16 protein-coding genes and 1 tRNA gene are annotated in these 16164 nt (G+C 72.8%); 2 read left to right on the plus strand and 15 right to left on the minus strand.

Annotated elements, in window-relative coordinates; all coding sequences use genetic code 11:
* Nucleotides 1–18: 18 nt before the first annotated feature.
* From M3148_RS15695 to mfd, 9 genes are all read right to left on the minus strand, one after another.
* Nucleotides 19–813, minus strand: coding sequence for a uracil-DNA glycosylase (locus tag M3148_RS15695; protein WP_251305671.1), 795 nt, complete (start codon nucleotides 811–813; stop codon nucleotides 19–21).
* Between the two features lie 36 nt (nucleotides 814–849).
* Nucleotides 850–1782 carry a Ppx/GppA phosphatase family protein gene (locus tag M3148_RS15700; RefSeq protein WP_251305672.1) on the minus strand — a complete coding sequence of 311 codons (933 nt, stop codon included), beginning with the start codon at nucleotides 1780–1782 and terminating at the stop codon, nucleotides 850–852.
* Nucleotides 1779–2306: a DUF501 domain-containing protein gene (locus tag M3148_RS15705; RefSeq protein WP_251305673.1), complete on the minus strand. Its 528-nt coding sequence runs from the start codon at nucleotides 2304–2306 to the stop codon at nucleotides 1779–1781. Before M3148_RS15705 ends, M3148_RS15700 begins: the two co-directional genes overlap by 4 nt.
* Before the next feature lie 40 nt (nucleotides 2307–2346).
* A complete protein-coding gene (locus M3148_RS15710; RefSeq protein WP_306470007.1) occupies nucleotides 2347–2898 on the minus strand; it encodes an FtsB family cell division protein in 552 nt (183 codons plus the stop codon).
* Nucleotides 2895–4169: a phosphopyruvate hydratase gene (eno, locus tag M3148_RS15715; protein ID WP_251305675.1), complete on the minus strand. Its 1275-nt coding sequence runs from the start codon at nucleotides 4167–4169 to the stop codon at nucleotides 2895–2897. Before eno ends, M3148_RS15710 begins: the two co-directional genes overlap by 4 nt.
* 78 nt (nucleotides 4170–4247) lie before the next feature.
* Nucleotides 4248–4907: a MazG family protein gene (locus M3148_RS15720; protein WP_251305676.1), complete on the minus strand. Its 660-nt coding sequence runs from the start codon at nucleotides 4905–4907 to the stop codon at nucleotides 4248–4250.
* Complete coding sequence (locus M3148_RS15725) at nucleotides 4904–5455, minus strand: hypothetical protein (RefSeq protein ID WP_251305677.1); 552 nt, start codon at nucleotides 5453–5455, stop codon at nucleotides 4904–4906. Before M3148_RS15725 ends, M3148_RS15720 begins: the two co-directional genes overlap by 4 nt.
* Nucleotides 5456–5555: 100 nt before the next feature.
* On the minus strand, nucleotides 5556–5711 hold the full coding sequence (locus M3148_RS15730; protein WP_251305678.1) for a hypothetical protein: 156 nt from the start codon (nucleotides 5709–5711) through the stop codon (nucleotides 5556–5558).
* Between the two features lie 137 nt (nucleotides 5712–5848).
* On the minus strand, nucleotides 5849–9424 hold the full coding sequence (gene mfd / locus M3148_RS15735; protein ID WP_251305679.1) for a transcription-repair coupling factor: 3576 nt from the start codon (nucleotides 9422–9424) through the stop codon (nucleotides 5849–5851).
* A gap of 148 nt (nucleotides 9425–9572) precedes the next feature.
* Here mfd and M3148_RS15740 point away from each other — a divergent pair, with 148 nt between their 5' ends.
* The gene (locus tag M3148_RS15740) at nucleotides 9573–10193 is read left to right on the plus strand and encodes an L-threonylcarbamoyladenylate synthase (RefSeq protein WP_251305680.1); all 621 of its coding nucleotides are present in this window, start codon (nucleotides 9573–9575) and stop codon (nucleotides 10191–10193) included.
* 3 nt (nucleotides 10194–10196) lie between these two features.
* Here the strand turns inward: M3148_RS15740 and pth are convergent, their stop codons facing one another.
* The 6 genes from pth to M3148_RS15770 form a co-directional block, all read right to left on the minus strand.
* On the minus strand, nucleotides 10197–10790 hold the full coding sequence (pth, locus tag M3148_RS15745) for an aminoacyl-tRNA hydrolase (protein ID WP_251305681.1): 594 nt from the start codon (nucleotides 10788–10790) through the stop codon (nucleotides 10197–10199).
* 68 nt (nucleotides 10791–10858) lie between these two features.
* The gene (locus tag M3148_RS15750; protein WP_251305682.1) at nucleotides 10859–11479 is read right to left on the minus strand and encodes a 50S ribosomal protein L25/general stress protein Ctc; all 621 of its coding nucleotides are present in this window, start codon (nucleotides 11477–11479) and stop codon (nucleotides 10859–10861) included.
* A gap of 223 nt (nucleotides 11480–11702) precedes the next feature.
* Entirely contained in the window at nucleotides 11703–12437 is a 735-nt protein-coding gene (locus tag M3148_RS15755; RefSeq protein WP_251305683.1) for a hypothetical protein, read from the minus strand.
* Nucleotides 12438–12888: 451 nt separating this feature from the next.
* On the minus strand, nucleotides 12889–13869 hold the full coding sequence (locus M3148_RS15760; RefSeq protein ID WP_251305684.1) for a ribose-phosphate diphosphokinase: 981 nt from the start codon (nucleotides 13867–13869) through the stop codon (nucleotides 12889–12891).
* Nucleotides 13866–15467, minus strand: a complete 1602-nt coding sequence (glmU, locus tag M3148_RS15765; RefSeq protein WP_308203260.1) for a bifunctional UDP-N-acetylglucosamine diphosphorylase/glucosamine-1-phosphate N-acetyltransferase GlmU — start codon at nucleotides 15465–15467, stop codon at nucleotides 13866–13868. Before glmU ends, M3148_RS15760 begins: the two co-directional genes overlap by 4 nt.
* 123 nt (nucleotides 15468–15590) lie before the next feature.
* Nucleotides 15591–15662 (minus strand) — tRNA-Gln (locus tag M3148_RS15770).
* A gap of 122 nt (nucleotides 15663–15784) precedes the next feature.
* Between M3148_RS15770 and M3148_RS15775 the strand changes: the two genes are divergently transcribed.
* Nucleotides 15785–16164, plus strand: a 380-nt coding sequence (locus M3148_RS15775; protein ID WP_251305688.1) for a TetR/AcrR family transcriptional regulator, incomplete at its 3' end; no start/stop codon positions are given.

Consider the following 16164-nt stretch of genomic DNA (forward strand, 5'->3'; position numbering starts at 1 on the left):
CCTAGGCGGGCGGCCGCCTCACACCGTCGCCCGGCAGCGTGCCAGGACGTCGTCGAGCATGGCCTCGGTGAGCCGGCCGGTGAAGGTGTTCTGCTGCGACACGTGGTAGGAGCCGACGAGCCTCACCCTCCGCCCGCCCGGGGAGGTGACCTCCGTCTCGGCGCCGTGCCCGAAGGCCGGCCGCGGCCGCGGGACCTGCCAGCCGAGCGCGACGAGCGCGACGAGCGTGGCCTGCCAGGCGATCCCGCCCAGCGCGAGCACCGCCGTCGTCGTCGGCTCGAGGAGGGTGATCTCCCGGTGCAGCCAGCCGGCGCAGGCGACCCGCTCGTCGGGGGTGGGCTTGTTGTCGGGCGGGGCGCAGCGCACGGCGGAGACGATGCGTGCGCCGGTGAGCGCCAGGCCGTCGTCCGCGGCCACGGACGTCACCTGGTTGGCATAGCCCGCGCGGTGCAGCGCCGCGAAGATCCAGTCGCCGGAGCGGTCGCCGGTGAAGAGCCGGCCCGTGCGGTTGGCGCCGTGCGCGGCGGGCGCGAGACCGACGACGAGCAGGTGGGCGGCCGGGTCGCCGAAGCCGGCCGCGGGTCGGCCCCAGTAGGTCTCCTCGGCGAAGGCGCGGCGCTTGACGTCGGCGACGTGCTCGCGCCACTCGACCAGGCGCGGGCAGGCGCGGCAGACGGTGGAGCGGGCATCGAGGGTGAGGAGGTCCCGGCTCCCCGCGGCGAGGCGGCGCACGCCTGCCGCGGAGCGGGCCACGGGGGTCTGCGGGGTGGCGCGGTCGCCCGGCCAGCCGCTTCCCGGCGGGACATGACTCATCCCGCCATCATGGACGATCCGGCTGCGCGGGGCAGGTCAGCGCAGGCTGAGCGCGATCCCGTCGAGGATGTCGTGCTCGCTCGTGCGGACCGTCGGCAGGGTGCCGGTGGCGCGCTGGACGGCGCCGACGACCTCGCCCCAGATGAGGGCGCCGGCGCCGATGACGTCGATGCGCCCGGGGTGCATGAAGCCCATGGCGGCCCTTTCCTCGCGGGTGGCCTGGAGCAGTGCCTCGCAGGACGCCAGCACCGCCGGGGTCGGCAGCTCGGCGCCGTCGACGCGGGCACGGTCGTACTCAGGCAGGCCGAGGGCGTGGGCCGTGACGGTGGTGACCGAGCCGGCGACGCCGACGACGGTGCGCACCTCCGCGAGCGGCACCTCGGCAGCCGCCTCGGCGAGCGCGTCGCGGACGTCCTGGCGGGCCGCCTTCACCTGCTTGCCGGTGGGCGGGTCGGCGCGCAGGTGCCGCTCGGTGAGCCGGACGCTGCCCATGTCGAGGGAGACACCGGCGCGGGGCACGTCGTCCCCGATGACGAGCTCGGTAGAGCCGCCACCGATGTCGACGACGAGGAGCGGGCGCGCCTGCTCGGCGTCGATGACGCTCGCGGCGCCGGCGAAGGACAGCGCGGCCTCCTCCTGCCCGCTCACGACCTCCGGCTCCACCCCGAGGAGCGTGCGGACGCCGTCGACGAAGGTGTGGCGGTTGCCCGCGTCGCGGGTGGCGGAGGTCGCGACGAAGCGGGTGGCCTGGACGCGGTGCTCGGCGCAGATCTCGGCGTAGCGGCGCACCGCGGTGAGGGTGCGCTCGAGCGCCGCGGGGTCGAGCATGCCGGTGCGGTCCACGCCCTGCCCCAGACGCACGACCTCCATCTCGCGGACGACCTCGACGAGCGGGCCACGGCGCGAGACGTCGGCGATGAGGAGGCGGATCGAGTTGGTCCCGCAGTCGATGGCGGCGACCCGGCTCATCGCTCGCTCCCCTCGCCGCAGGTGCACCGGTCGGCCCGCCAGCGGGGGCGGATGAGCTCGAGGGCCTCGTCACCCAGCGGGTTGACGCCGGGGCCGGCGGCGAGGGCGTGGCCGACGAGGACGTGGAGGCACTTGACCCGGCTGGGCATGCCGCCGGCGGAGATGCCGGCGATCTCCGGCACCTCCCCGAGCTCGGCGCGGCGCGCGAGGTAGTCCTCGTGGGCCACGGTGTACGCGGCGGCGAGCTCCTCGTCCTGTGCCAGGCGCTCGGTCATCTCGCGCATGACGCCCTCGGCCTCGAGGGTGCTCACGGCGCGCACGGCGCCGGGGGCGGTGAGGTAGAAGGTCGTGGGGAAGGGCGTGCCGTCGTCCAGGCGCGGGGCGGTGCGCACGACGAGCGGGCGTCCGCACACGCACCGGGCGGCGATGTCGACGACGCCGCGGGGCAGCCGGCCCAGCTGCTCGGCCAGGACCTCGAGGTCCTCGGGCGTCACGGTCGGGGAGACGGGGTGCGCGTCGGTCACCGGGAGATTGTCACCCACGGACCCGCGGGCGACGAAACCCTCAGTCCCCCGGCGCCGGCTTCTCCCCGGGGACCGCCTGGCCGGCCATCGAGACCGACTCCCACAGCGCCAGGTACCAGGGGGCGTCGGCCATCCCGGGCACGCCGGACTGCTCGGGCTCGGCCTCGGCGTCCTCCCCGAGGACGGTCTCGGGATCCACGACGCGGAAGGTCTGCTCGCCGGGCATGACGTAGCCGAGCCGGTCGCGGGCCTGTGCCTGGACGAAGGTCTCGTCCTGCCACTGCTCCAGCTCGAGCTCGAGGGCGGAGTTGCGCTTCTCGGCGGCGACGATGTCCGCGTTCAGCTGGCGCAGCTGCTCCTGCTGCTCCACCGCGTGACGCAGGGTGGGCGCCAGGACGATGAAGGCGACGAGGATGACGACGAAGAGCCCCAGGCCGCGCAGGGTGATGGTGGGGCTGGTCGCCTCCTCGCCCGGGTCCTGCCGTGCGGCGCGCGCGACCGGGGCGGTCGGGGAGGGCCGGGTGGGCCCGGTGGGCCGGCTGGGGCCGGTGGGGCGGCTCGGCGCGGCCGGCCGGGGTGCGCTGGTGCTCAGGCGCGCGGGAAGGCGGAGCGTCCGGCGTAGACGCCGGCCTCGTCGAGCTCCTCCTCGATGCGCAGGAGCTGGTTGTACTTGTTGATGCGCTCGCCGCGTGCCGGCGCGCCGGTCTTGATCTGGCCGGCGTTGACGGCGACGGACAGGTCCGCGATCGTCGTGTCCTCGGTCTCACCGGAGCGGTGGGAGACCATGGCGGTAAAGCCGTTGCGCTGGGCGAGGGATACGGCGTCCAGGGTCTCGGTCAGCGTGCCGATCTGGTTGAGCTTGACCAGCAGGGAGTTGGCCGAGCGGAGCTCGATGCCCTTGGCGAGGCGCTCGGGGTTGGTGACGAACAGGTCGTCGCCGACGATCTGGGTGCGGGTGCCGATGGAGGCGACGAGCTCGGACCAGCTGCCCCACTCGTCCTCGCTCAGCGGGTCCTCGATGGACACGAGCGGGTAGTCCGCGACCAGCTGGGTGTAGTAGGCGACCATCTGCTCGGGCGTGGTGGCCGTGCCCTCGAACTGGTAGGCGTCGTCCCTGAAGAACTCGGTGGCGGCGACGTCCAGGGCCAGGGCGATGTCCTCGCCCGGGGTGAAGCCGGCCTTCTCGATGGCCTCGAGGATGAGGTCGAGGGCGGCGCGGTTGCTCTCGAGGTTGGGGGCGAAGCCACCCTCGTCACCCAGGCCGGTGGCCAGGCCACGGCTCTTGAGGACCGACTTGAGGGAGTGGTAGGTCTCCGCACCCCAGCGCAGCGCCTCCTTGAAGGTCGCGGCGCCGATCGGGGCGACCATGAACTCCTGGATGTCGACGTTGGAGTCCGCGTGGGAGCCGCCGTTGAGGATGTTCATCATCGGGACGGGCAACACGTGGGCGTTGGGCCCGCCGACGTAGCGGAAGAGGGGAAGGCCGGCGCTCTGGGCGGCGGCGCTGGCGACGGCGAGGGAGACGCCGAGGATGGCGTTGGCGCCGAGCTTGCCCTTGTTGGCGGTGCCGTCGAGCTCGATGAGGGTCTGGTCGATGAGGCGCTGCTCGCTCGCCTCGAGGCCGAGGACCTCGGGGGCGATGTCGTCGACGACGGCGTTCACGGCGTCCTGGACGCCCTTGCCGAGGTAGCGACCCTTGTCGCCGTCACGGCGCTCGACGGCCTCGAACGCGCCGGTCGAGGCGCCCGAGGGCACTCCGGCGCGGGCGATCGTGCCGTCGTCCAGTGCGACCTCGACCTCCACGGTGGGGTTTCCACGCGAGTCGAGGATCTCGCGTGCTCCTACGGCCTCGATGCTGGCCACGGATGTCTCCTTCATGTCGACGTCTGACTTGTCGGGTCCACGATAGTCCCGGTGCCGCGCATGCGACCGGGACCTCCGTCAGCTGGGACCCCGCCCGCGGGCGTCCTGGAGCGTGCGCAGGTGCGCGCGCAGGGCGGCCTCGGCGTCGACGCCGGCCTCCTCGGCGCGCAGGACCATGCCCATGAGCTCGCGTCCCACCGCGGCCTCCTCGTCGACGACGGAGGGCGAGGAGTCCTCGCCGAGCAGCGCGTCGTCGGCCGTGCCCTCGCGGCGCAGGCGCCGGGTCACCTTCTGCGCGCGGGCGAGGGCGGGCAGGGCGAGCGGGATGCCGGCGAGGACGTCCTCCCCGGTCCGCTCGCGCTTCTTGATCTCGTGCCAGGCGGCCTCGACGTCGGCCGCCGAGCTGATGTCGTCGGCCTCGGCGAAGACGTGCGGGTGACGGCGGACGAGCTTGTCGAGCAGGACCTGGGCGACGTCGTCGAGGTCGAAGGGGTCGCTGGGGTGCTCCTCCGCGACGCGGGCGTGGAAGAGGACCTGGAGGAGGAGGTCGCCGAGCTCGCCGCGCAGCGCGTCACGGTCGTCGGACTCGGCCGCCTCGGCGAGCTCGAAGGCCTCCTCGACGGCGTAGGGCGCGAGCGATCGGTGGGTCTGCTCGGCGTCCCAGGGGCAGCCACCGGGCGAGCGCAGCCTGTCCATGGCCGCGACGACGGCGGCCATGGCGCCCCCACGGGCGGTCACCCGAGCGGGGTGGCCGGCGGGGTGGTGGTGGCGATCCAGGGCAGGGCCTGCGGGACGATCTGGCCGCTCGGGTCGAACTCGCCGTAGCGCGGGCTGACCTCGACCTCGGCCTCGCTGATGCGCTCGGTGATGGCCTGCGCCGCGGCCGCACCCTCGGGGGCCTGGGCGAGGCGCTGGTTGATGAGGGTCATGCGGGCGACGTCGATGACGCCGCTGCCGTAGCCGTCCTTCGGAGTGGTGAGCCCGGCGACCTCGGCCTGCTGGTCGAGGAGGGCGACGGCCTCGTCCTCCGAGGCGCCCACGCCGTGCTCGGCGCCGACCTCGATGAGAACGGGGGCCACGACGAGGGTGCCGAGCATGGCGACCGAGTCGACCTCCTGGCCGGTGACGGCGGCGAAGTCGGAGACCGCGCGGGCGAGCTCTGCCTCGGTGATGCGCTCTCCGTCCACCACCGCGGCGGCGCCGGGGTGCGCGGAGCAGCCTCCGAGCGCGAGTGCGGCCAGCAGCGTGGCTGCGGCAATGCCGCGGCTCAGCCTCGTCGATGTCACCGTGTTACCTCCCTCGTCCGGCCGGCGGCGCACCGGCCCGCACCATCGTACGGGAGCCGCGGAGCGCTCCTGCCCCGCCACGGCGGGGCAGGACGGCTCGTCAGAGGAGGTCGTGGTCGGGGGCGCCGCAGCACTCGCAGAAGTAGTGGCGGGTGCGCGTGGCGCCGCGGGCCTCGGGGCAGTAGACCTCGATGCCGTCACGGTCGATGTCCTCGGCCGTGCGGGTGGTGGTGCGTTCTGCGGTCGCAGTGGTCATCTCGTCTCCTTCCGTCACTTCCACTCTCACACCGACCACTGACATCGCCGCGGCTGCCACGCCGCGCGGGCCGCCACGCCCGCGCACCCGAGCCGGGACGCACTCCCCGCCCGACGTCGACAGCCGGATCCCTCCGGTCAGGAGGTGGCGACCTGGGCGGCTGCGGCGACCGAGGAGGTGAGCACGGCCTCGATGAGCTCCCCCGCCCACACGAGCAGGGCGGCGTCGTGCAGCGGCTTGCCCGCGACCTTCGCCGTCATCGGGAACGGGACGAGGATCGAGCGGACGGCGGGCTTGAGCACGGTGCCCGGGTAGAGGCGCTTGAGGCGCAGCTGGGCCGACTCGGGCAGCTCGACCGGCGCGAAGCGGACGTACTTGCCCTGCGCGGTGATGTCGCTCAGGCCGACCGCGCGGGCCCGCATGCGCAGCGCCGCGACCGCGAAGAGGCGCTCGACCTGCTCGGGGACGGGCCCGTAGCGGTCGGCGAGCTCGGTGCGGACGGCGTCGATGGCGGCGTCGTCGTCGGCCGCGGAGATCTTCGCGTAGGCCTCCAGGCGCAGCCGCTCGTGCTCGATGTACTCGTGGGGCACGTGCGCGTCGACCGGCAGCTCGATGCGGACGTCGGCCTTCTCCTGCTCCTTCTCCCCACGGAACTCCGCGACGGCGTCGGCCACCATCCGGATGTACAGGTCGAAGCCGACCCCGGCGATGTGGCCGGACTGTTCCCCACCGAGGAGGTTGCCCGCCCCGCGGATCTCGAGGTCCTTCATCGCCACCTGGATGCCTGCGCCGAGCTCGGTGTGCGAGGCGATGGTCGTCAGGCGGTCGTGCGCCGTCTCGGTGAGCGGCTTCTCCGGCGGGTAGAGGAAGTAGGCGTAGGCGCGGTCGCGGCCACGGCCCACCCGGCCGCGCAGCTGGTGCAGCTGGGACAGGCCGAAGGTGTCGGCGCGGTCGACGAGCAGGGTGTTGGCGTTGGAGATGTCCAGGCCCGTCTCGACGATCGTCGTGCAGACGAGGACGTCGAACTCCTTGTTCCAGAAGTCCTGGATGACCTTCTCCAGCTGGTGCTCACCCATCTGTCCGTGGGCGACGGCCACGCGAGCCTCGGGGACGAGCTCGGCGATCCGCGAGGCGGCGCGCTGGATCGAGGAGACCCGGTTGTGGACGAAGAAGACCTGCCCCTCGCGGAGCATCTCGCGCCGAATGGCGGCGGCCACCTGCTTCTCCTCGTAGGGGCCGACGTAGGTGAGGATCGGGTGGCGCTCCTCCGGCGGCGTGGCGAGCGTCGACATCTCCCGGATACCGGTGATCGCCATCTCCAGGGTGCGCGGGATCGGCGTCGCGCTCATCGCGAGGACGTCGACGTTCGTGCGCAGCTGCTTGAGCGTCTCCTTGTGCTCGACGCCGAAGCGCTGCTCCTCGTCGATGATGACCAGGCCCAGGTCCTTGAAGTGGATCTCCCCGGTGAGGAGGCGGTGGGTGCCGATGACGACGTCGACCTTGCCCGTGCTCAGGTCCTCACGGGTCGCGGCGGCCTCGGCGTCGCTCTGGAAGCGCGACAGGGCGCGCACCTCGACGGGGAAGCCGGCGTAGCGCTCGGAGAAGGTGTCGAAGTGCTGCTGGACGAGCAGGGTGGTGGGGACGAGCACGGCCACCTGCTTGCCGTCCTGGACTGCCTTGAAGGCGGCCCGGACGGCGATCTCCGTCTTGCCGTAGCCGACGTCGCCGGACAGGAGGCGGTCCATGGGCATCTGCCGCTCCATGTCCCTCTTGACCTCGTCGATGGTGACGAGCTGGTCGGGGGTCTCGACGTAGGGGAAGGCGTCCTCGAGCTCCCGCTGCCAGGGCGTGTCCGGGGCGAAGGCGTGGCCCTTGGTCGAGGCGCGGGCGGCGTAGAGACGGATGAGCTCCGCCGCGATCTCCTTGACCGCCTTGCGGGCGCGGCTCTTGGTCTTCGCCCAGTCACCGCCGCCCATCTTGTTGACGCTGGGCGCCTCCCCACCGGAGTACTTGGTCACCTGGTCCAGGGAGTCGGTGGGGACGAAGAGCCGGTCCCCCGGCTGGCCCCGCTTGGACGAGGCGTACTCGATGACGAGGTACTCGCGGGTGGTGGCGTCCTTGCCGCGGCCCACGGTGCGCTGGATGAGCTCGATGAAGCGCCCGACGCCGTGCTGCTCGTGGACGACGTAGTCGCCCGGCCGCAGCGCCAGCGGGTCGACGACGCCGCGCCGCCGCGAGGGCATCTTGCGCATGTCCCTGGTCGAGGTGCCGGCACGGCCGGTGAGGTCGGACTCGGTGACGACGGCGAGCCGCAGCCCCGGGGCGACGAAGCCGCGCGGGACCGACGCCGTCGTGACGAGGACGACGTCGGCGGGCGGCTCCTCGACGACGTCCTCGACCTGACGGGCGGGGACGTCGGCCTCGGCGAGCTGCTCGACCATGCGGCGGGCCTGGCCCGGGCCCTGGGTGGTGATGAGGAGCCGCCACCCGTCCTGGGTGAGGGCGCGCAGGTCCGCCAGGGCGCGCGGGACGTCGCCGCGGTAGGGCTCGACGTCGCGGGCGGCGACGGCGGAGGTGCCCTCGTCCGCTGCGCCGTCGTCGTCGGGGGCGTCGGGCATCTCCGCGGAGAGGCTGGTGAGGTCCCACCAACCCAGGCCGCGGCTGCGCGAGAGGTCGTGGGTGTCCTCGAGCGTCGCGAACGAGGCGCTGCGCAGCTCGACGGGCGTCGTGCCGCCCGCGGCGGCGGAGGCCCAGGCCGCGGCGAGGAACTCCTCGGTGGTCGCCACGAGATCGTGCGCGCGGCGACGGATGCGCTCGGGCTCGGACATGAGGACGAGGGCATCGTCGGGCACGAGGTCGAGGACGGGCTGGAGGCCGTCGACGAGGAGCGGGACGAGGGACTCCATGCCCTCGACCGCGATGCCTTCGGCGAGCCGCTCGAGCATGTCCGCGGCCCCCGGCATCTGCGCGACGAGCGCCTTGGCGCGGGCGCGGACCGTGTCGGTGAGGAGCATCTCGCGGGCGGGCGGCGCCCACAGGCCGTGCTCGGCGACGTCCAGGCTGCGCTGGTCCCCGACGGAGAACCAGCGGATCTCCTCGACGGTGTCGCCCCAGAACTCCACCCGCATCGGGTGCTTCTCGGCCGGCGGGAACACGTCGAGGATGCCGCCGCGAACGGCGAACTGGCCACGGGACTCGACCATGTCGACGCGCGAGTAGGCAGCCGCGGACAGGCCGGCGGCGACGTCCTCGAGGCTGCGCTCGTCACCGACCTCGAGCTCGACCGGCTGCAGCTCTCCGAGGCCCCTGATGACCGGCTGCAGCAGTGCCCGCACCGGCATGACGAGCACCCGGATCGGGCCGGTGCGCCCGGTGCCCGGGTGTGCCAGACGGCGGAAGACCGCGATACGGCGGGCGACGGTGTCGCTGCGCGGGGAGAGCCGCTCGTGCGGGAGGGTCTCCCACGAGGGCAGCACCGCGACGTCGTCGGCGGGGAGGAAGTTGCGGACGGCTGCCACGGCGTCGTCGGCCTCCCTGCCGGTGGCCGTGACGATGACGACGGGCCGGTCGGCGTGGGCGATCGCGGCGACGAGGGCGGCACGCACGCCGAGCGGGATGCTCACGGCCCGCTCGCCCCCCTGGGAGGCCGCAGCGACCGCCTGGGCGAAGGCGGGGTCGGCGAGGAGCGGAGGGATGAGTCCGGTGAGTCGCATGGGTCCTTCGCGGGTGGGCAGCACAGGCGCCCCGCATCCTCGTCCGGAGCGGGGGAACCCCACGATTCTACGGCGGCTCGGCGAGCACCTCCCGGCGAGCGCGCACTGTTCCGCTGCCGGCCGAGGCGACCTGCGGCACACTGGGCCGATGGCGCGCTACGTCGAGCTCCACCCCCAGGACCCCCAGCCGCGCCGCCTCGCGCAGGTCACCGAGGTGCTGCGCGACGGCGGCCTCATCGCCTACCCGACCGACTCCGGGTACGCGCTCGGTGCGCGGCTGGGCAGCAAGGAGGCCCTCGACCGGATCCGCACGATCCGCCGCCTGGATGACAAGCACCACTTCACGCTCATGTGCGCGACCCTCGCGCAGGCCGGCACCTTCGTCATCCTCGACAACGCCGGGTTCCGCCTGGTGAAGTCGCTGACCCCCGGGCCCTACACCTTCATCGTCAGAGCGACGAAGGAGGTGCCTCGGATGATGCTCCAGCCGAAGAAGCTCACCGTGGGCGTGCGGGTGCCCGACCACCGCGTGGCCCTGGCGATCCTCTCCGACCTCGGGGAGCCGATGCTCACGTCCACGCTCATCCTGCCGGACACCGCGGAGACGATGTCGGAGGGCTGGGTCGTCAACGACGAGATCGGGCACCTTGTCGACGTCGTCGTCGACGCACCCGTCGCGTCGGTCGAACCGACCACCGTCGTCGACCTCACCGGCGGCGCGCCCGAGGTGGCACGGGCCGGGGCGGGCGACACGTCTCGCTTCGAGTGACCCTCAGGCGGTGTGGAGGCGCAGCTGCGCCTTCTCCAGACCCTCGGTGACGACCTGCTCGACGGCGTCCGCCGCCTCCTCCAAGGTGACGAGGAGCTCGGGCCGCTCGGCAGGGGCAAAGTCACGCAGGACGAAGTCCGCGGCGTCCATCCGGCCCGGAGGGCGCCCGATGCCCACGCGCAGTCGCACGTAGTCCCTGGTCCCGGTCAAGGCGGAGATGGAGCGCAACCCGTTGTGCCCGCCCTCGCCGCCGCCGCGCTTGACGCGCAGCGTGCTCGGTGGGAGGTCGAGCTCGTCGTGGACGACGAGGAGCCGCTCCGCGGGGATGTCGTAGAAGCGCAGGAGCGCGCTGACGGGCTCGCCGGAGAGGTTCATGTACGTGCCGGGGATGGCGAGGACCACTCGCGGGCCGGGGGCGCCGCCGGGCAGCACGCCGAGGCGCGCGTCGGCCACGTGGGCGCGCGCCTTGTGACTGGTCAGCGAGCTGCCGGCGCGGCGCGCGAGGACGTCGATGACCATGCGACCGACGTTGTGCCGGTTGCCCGCGTACTTCGGGCCGGGGTTGCCGAGCCCGACGACGAGCCAGGTGTCGTTCATGTCTCTCCCTGCACAGACGTGAGCCCACGTCACGCCCGGCGGTCCGGGCGTGACGTGGGCTCAGGGCATCAGGCCTCGGAGGAGTCCGCGCCGGCGGAGGCGCCGGCCTCGGCGGACGCCTCGTCGGCGGCGAGGTCGTCGGCCGACACACGCGGCGTCGAGACGATGACGACCTCGTGCTCCGGGTCGACGTCGATCGTCGCGCCCTCGGGGCGGGGGATGTCGCTGACGCGGATGATCGCGCCGTCCTCGAGGCCCTCGATCGAGACCTCGACGAGCTCGGGGATGCTCGTGGCGGGGACGGTGACCGTGAGGCTCTGCAGCTCGACCTGGTAGATCGTGCCGGGAGCCGACTCGCCGACGACGTGGACCGGGACCTCGACGGTGACCTTCTCGCCCTTGCGGACGATGACGAGGTCGACGTGGTCGATGGTGCGGCGGACCGGGTCGCGCTGGATGTCCTTGGCGAGGGCGGTCTGCTCCTTGCCGTCGATGACGAGGGTGAGGAGCGCGTTGGCGTTGTCCTTGAGCGCGAGGAAGGTCGCATGGGACTCGAGCGCGAGGTGCTGGGGGGCCTCGCCGTGCCCGTAGAGGACGGCCGGAATGCGGTTCGCGCGGCGTGTGCGGCGGGCGGCGCCCTTGCCGAACTCGGTGCGGGTCGTTGCGGTGAGGGTCTGGTTGTCGGCCACGAGGGTCTCCATGTCTGGCGTCGGACGGCGGCAGCACCTGGGCGCGGGAGGACACGCGGCACCCGGAGGCGCCACCGCGTCGATCACGGAGCCGGTGTCCGAACTCCCTCGCCGAGGCAACCTGTCGATGGTACCCGACCCCGGCGCCCCGCCGGTAGGCCGCCCGACCGAGCGCAGGCGAACGTGACGACCGCTACCCGAACCGCAGGCGCGCTCGGCGGTTTCACCTGCGGTCGCTGCCCGGCGCGAGGCCGGCCGATGCCATCAGGCGCGCGAACGTCTCGAGGCGGTAGGCCTCGTCCCAGATCCAACGGGCCACACCGTTGCCCAGCCGGCGCAACCGGTCCTCGCGCTGCTTCTCCTTCCAGAGCGCTTCGCGCGCGTCCTCGTCGGAGGACGCGAGCTCGCGTCCGAACTTCACGAAGCCGTCGAACTCACCGCAAAGGCCTAGCTCCGGCCACCAGAAGTCGGTGCGGCCGATGAAGCCGTTCTCGTCGAAGAACTCCTCCTGCAACACGGGCAGGGGCACCGCCAATGTGATCATCTGCGCGCGACTCAGTGACTCACCGACAGACTCTGCACGTCCGTCCGCATGCTCGATGACGGCGCGGGCACGCTGGATGCCACGGGTCCCGGCGAGCCGCTGGACTTCGGCCTCAAGCTCCGCGGTGGTCACCAGGCCGTGCCGCAGGGCATGGTCAGCGCTCGCCAGGCCGGAGGCGAAGCTCCGCACCCGTGCCAGATCAACGACGGTGCGCGCCGCCGATGTCATGGCGATGGCGTCGACGAGAATCACCTCGGGCAGGTACCGGGTCCCATGGCGCACCACGTGGGCGCTGCCCCGACCTCCTGACCCGGCCTCCTCCACGACGTGTGTGACCGTCGGCCACCCACCGATGACCGGGAGCCCGAGGAGGACCGCTGCGGACTCGCGGGCCAGGGGTGCCGTGATCTTCATGGACTCGACGGTTGCCCGAACGTAGAGCTCGTACCGCCGCTCCTTCCCGGCGGCTTCCCACTCCTCACGTGGCAGATAGGTCCCGTGCCGGACCTTGACGAACTGGGAGGCAGGTTTCCTGGGGTCGACTCCCCGAGAGACTGCCTGTCGGGTCCGAAGCAGTGTGGGAAGTGGCTGGTTCATCGGGCCAGAGTGGAGCACCTCCCGCCCGCCCGGTGCGGGCGAGGCGCGGCCCGGTGGAGCGCTCGCCACTCGCCCGCCACTGTGGAGCACCACCCGATCCTCGACCGCAGGCCCCCCCGATCCGCGACCGCAGGCGAAAGTGACGACCGCGGGTGTCGTTTCCCCCGCGGTCGTCACTTTCGCCTGCGCTCGGCCCGGCGGAGGTGGAGGTGGAGGTGGAGGTGGGGCGGCTGGCGGCGGGCGCGGGCGGGCGCCCGGGTCCGGCGGCTTAGGCGTTGCCGTCGAAGAGGCTGGTGACCGAGCCGTCGTCGAAGACCGCGCGGATCGCGCGGGCCAGCAGCGGGGCGATGGGCAGCACCGTGAGCTGGGGGAAGTGCTTGCTCGCGTCCAGCGGCAGGGTGTCGGTGATGACGACCTCCCGCGCCCCGCACTCGCTCAGCCGCTGGGCGGCGGGGTCGGAGAGCACGCCGTGGGTCGCCGCGACGATGACGTCCCGCGCCCCGGCCGCCTTGACGACCTTGACGGCCTCGGCGATCGTGCCGCCGGTGTCGATGAGGTCGTCGACGAGCACGCAGGTGCGCCCCTCGACCTCACCGACCACCCGGTTGGCCACCGCCTGGTTGGGCCGGGTGATGTCGCGGGTCTTGTGGACGAAGGCGAGCGGCCCGCCGCCGAGCTTCTCGGCCCACTTCTCGGCCACCCGGATGCGGCCGGCGTCCGGGGAGACGACGGTGACGTTGCTCGTGTCGACCCGCGAGCGCACGTAGTCGGTGAGGATTGGCATCGCCCACAGGTGGTCGACCGGCCCGTCGAAGAAGCCCTGCACCTGCGCAGCGTGGAGGTCCACCGACATGAGACGGTCCGCGCCGGCGGTCTTGAACATGTCGGCGATGAAGCGCGCAGAGATCGGCTCGCGGCCCTTGTGCTTCTTGTCCTGCCGGGCGTAGGGGTAGAAGGGCGCGATGACCGTGATCCGCTTGGCCGAGGCGCGCTTGAGCGCGTCCACCATGAGCAGCTGCTCGATGAGCCACTGGTTGATCGGCGCCGTGTGCGACTGGAGCACGAAGGCGTCCGAGCCGCGCACACTCTCCTCGAAGCGGACGTAGATCTCACCGTTGGCGAAGTCGTAGGCGGTGGTGGGGACGAGCTCGGTGCCGAGCTCGCGGGAGACGGCGTTCGCCAGGGCGGGGTGCGCCCGTCCGGACACCAGGACGAGTCGCTTCTCGCCGCGTGAGGTGATGCCTGTCATCGCTCGGTGCCGCTCCCGGTCGTGTCGGTGGAGGCGTCGCCGTCGCGGGGGACGGCGCTGCCGTGGTTGCCGCGGGCCAGCTCGGCCCGTGCCTGGGGGGAGAGCTCCCGCTCCTCGTCGGCCCCGAGCGCCTTGCTCGCGGCCTCCGCGGAGGGGGTGCCGGGCCGGCGCCGCAGCACCCAGCCCTCGATGTTGCGCTGGGCCATGGAGTTGACGGCCAGCGCGCCGGGCGGGACGTCCTTGAGCAGGACGGTGCCGGCACCGGTGTAGGCGCCGTCACCGACGGTCACCGGCGCGACGAACATGTTGTCCGAGCCGGTGCGCGCCCCGTTGCCGACCTTCGAGCGGTGCTTGTGCACGCCGTCGTAGTTGACGAAGACGGAGGCGGCGCCGATGTTCGTGCCCTCCCCGATCTCCGCGTCCCCGACGTAGGACAGGTGCGGGACCTTGGAGCCGGCGCCGATCTTGGCGTCCTTGGTCTCGACGAAGGTGCCGATCTTGCCGCCCTCGCCCAGGACGGTGTCCTGGCGCAGGTAGGCGAAGGGGCCGACCGTGGCGCGCGGCCCGACGATGGCGCTGAAGCCGTGGGTGCGCACGATCGTGGCCTCGGCGCCGACGACGACGTCACGCAGGGTGGTGTCGGGACCGATCTCCGCGCCGTCGTCGACGGTCGTCGTGCCGTGCAGCTGGGTGCCGGGGTGGATGGTCACGTCACGGCCGAGGCGGACGTCGACGTCGACCCACGTGGTGGCGGGGTCGACCACGGTGACGCCGGCCCGCATCCACTCGGTGACGATCCGGCGGTTGAGCTCGGTGCCGAGCGCCGCGAGCTGGGCGCGGTCGTTGACGCCGGAGACGAGCCACTCGTCCTCGACGACGAGCGCACGCACGCGCTTGCCGTCGCCGTGGGCGAGGGCGACGACGTCGGTGAGGTAGACCTCGCCCTGGTCGTTGGCGTCGTCGACGCGGGTGAGGGCGTCGCGCAGCACGTCGGCGTCGAAGACGTAGATCGAGGCGTTGATCTCGTCGATCTCACGCTGCTCCGCGGTGGCGTCGCGTTCCTCGACGATCGCGACGACGTCGCCGCTGTCGTCGCGCACGACGCGCCCGTAGCCGTAAGGGTCGGGCAGTCGGGTGCTGAGGAGGGTGATGGCGTTGCCGTCCGCCTCGTGCGCCGCCAGCATCTGCTGCAGGGTGGCGGAGTCGAGGAGCGGGACGTCGCCGGCGGTGACGACGACGGGGCCCTCGAGCCGTCCGCCGCCGGACGCGCTGGCGCCGGACAGGAGCGCCGCGCCGGCCTCCTCGAGGCCGTCGAGGACACCGAGGGCGCACTGGACGGCGCGGCCGGTCCCGGGCACGGCGTCCTGGTCGACGACGACGACACCGGGCAGCTGCTCCTCGGCGTGCGCGGCGACGGTCTCCCGCTCGTGGCGCACGACGACGGCGAGGCGCCGCGGGTCGAGCTCGGCGCCGGCGCGGAGTGCGAAGCCCAGAAGGCTGCGGCCGGCGATGCGATGGAGGACCTTAGGGGTCCTGGACCTCATCCGGGTGCCCTCACCTGCGGCAAGGACGATGACGGCGGCTGGCTGGGCACTCACGCGTGTCGGCTCCCTCGTCGGGTCCTGCTCGGGTGGTCCCCGGGCTTTGTGCGCTCACCACTCTATCCCGGCGCACGAGCGGCCGGTCCCGTGCCGGTCCTGTCATGCTGAGACGTCTGGGCGCTCCGCCCCCAGGATTCGAACCCGGACCTCAAGGCACCAAAGGCCTGTGTGCTGCCGTTACACCAGGGCGGACCGCGCCGCGGGCGGCGCAGCGCCTAGTGTGCCAGGCCGCGTGGGCAGCCGGCCCGCCTGTCGGACCCGCCAGGCATGATGGGCGGGTGACCAGTGACCGATCTCGCACGTCCCGCGCCCGGATGACCGCCGGACAGCGCCGGGAGCAGCTGCTCGACGTCAGTCGCGAGCTCTTCGCCGAGAAGGGCTTCGAGGGCACGAGCGTCGAGGAGATCGCGTCCCGTGCGAAGGTCTCCAAGCCCGTCGTCTACGAGCACTTCGGCGGCAAGGAGGGCGTGTACGCCGTCATCGTCGACCGCGAGCTGCAGCAGCTGCTGGCCGCGCTGAGCGGTGCGCTCGAGACCGGTGGGCACCCCAAGCGGATCGTCGAGCGCACCGCGCTGGCCCTGCTCGAGTACATCGAGCTCAACACCGACGGCTTCCGCATCCTCGTGCGCGACTCCCCCGTCGCGCAGGCCACCGGCACCTTCTCCTCCCTCATTGGGGACGTCGCCACGCAGGT

The organism is Georgenia satyanarayanai (assembly GCF_023715365.1).
GTDB lineage: Bacteria > Actinomycetota > Actinomycetes > Actinomycetales > Actinomycetaceae > Oceanitalea > Oceanitalea satyanarayanai_B.

Bases quoted from the DNA above. Each gene is read 5' to 3' on its own strand.
- M3148_RS15695 (WP_251305671.1), bottom strand. From the start codon at position 813: ATGAGTCATGTCCCGCCGGGAAGCGGCTGGCCGGGCGACCGCGCCACC.
- M3148_RS15700 (WP_251305672.1), bottom strand. From the start codon at position 1,782: ATGAGCCGGGTCGCCGCCATCGACTGCGGGACCAACTCGATCCGCCTC.
- M3148_RS15730 (WP_251305678.1), bottom strand. From the start codon at position 5,711: ATGACCACTGCGACCGCAGAACGCACCACCACCCGCACGGCCGAGGAC.
- mfd (WP_251305679.1), bottom strand. From the start codon at position 9,424: ATGCGACTCACCGGACTCATCCCTCCGCTCCTCGCCGACCCCGCCTTC.
- M3148_RS15740 (WP_251305680.1), top strand. From the start codon at position 9,573: ATGGCGCGCTACGTCGAGCTCCACCCCCAGGACCCCCAGCCGCGCCGC.
- pth (WP_251305681.1), bottom strand. From the start codon at position 10,790: ATGAACGACACCTGGCTCGTCGTCGGGCTCGGCAACCCCGGCCCGAAG.
- M3148_RS15755 (WP_251305683.1), bottom strand. From the start codon at position 12,437: ATGAAGATCACGGCACCCCTGGCCCGCGAGTCCGCAGCGGTCCTCCTC.
- M3148_RS15760 (WP_251305684.1), bottom strand. From the start codon at position 13,869: ATGACAGGCATCACCTCACGCGGCGAGAAGCGACTCGTCCTGGTGTCC.